A 525-nucleotide genomic window follows, 5' to 3' on the forward strand; every position below is an offset into this window, starting at 1 on the left:
GTCGTGCGCGGCAATCTCACCAACCGGGAGCGCATCACGCCCGGCGATATCGCGCTCGCGGTCTGGGCGAAGCACCGGATCGAGCTGGAGCTGGCGGAGGCCGAGCGCTACCTGCGCGCCGTGCTCCTCGAGCGTGGCAACCGCACCGACCACCTCGACAAGCCGGCCGACTGACCGACTCCCCCGAAAACGCAGAAGAGGCCCCCGGCATGGGGCCTCTTCTGCTTCCGCGACCCGCTGACAAGGAGCGAATCGCCATGTCCCACGCTACCAGCGCCCCCCGCCCCGGCGGTGAACCGTGAGCGCCACCATCCCCGACCCGAGTACCGAGCCCGGCATGTACGTGCCCGACCGGCCGGTGATGTCCCTCCTCGCCACCCTGATCGCCCTGGCCGCCGCCGTGTTGGCCGTGGTCGACCTGTTCACCAACGGCCTGTGGCTGACCGCCCTTCACACCGCCGTCGCGTTGAGCGTGTTCGGCGCGGTCCGCCTGTGCGTGGGCGCCTCCCTGACCAACCGCCCCCT

At 71.0% G+C, this 525-nt stretch carries 1 protein-coding gene; it reads left to right on the plus strand.

Annotated features, from left to right (window positions below):
- Nucleotides 1-298: 298 nt before the first annotated feature.
- On the plus strand, nucleotides 299-525 hold a 227-nt coding region (locus FNQ90_RS26315), incomplete at its 3' end, for a hypothetical protein (protein WP_182608576.1).

This window comes from Streptomyces alkaliphilus (genome assembly GCF_014141535.1).
Lineage (GTDB): Bacteria > Actinomycetota > Actinomycetes > Streptomycetales > Streptomycetaceae > Streptomyces > Streptomyces alkaliphilus.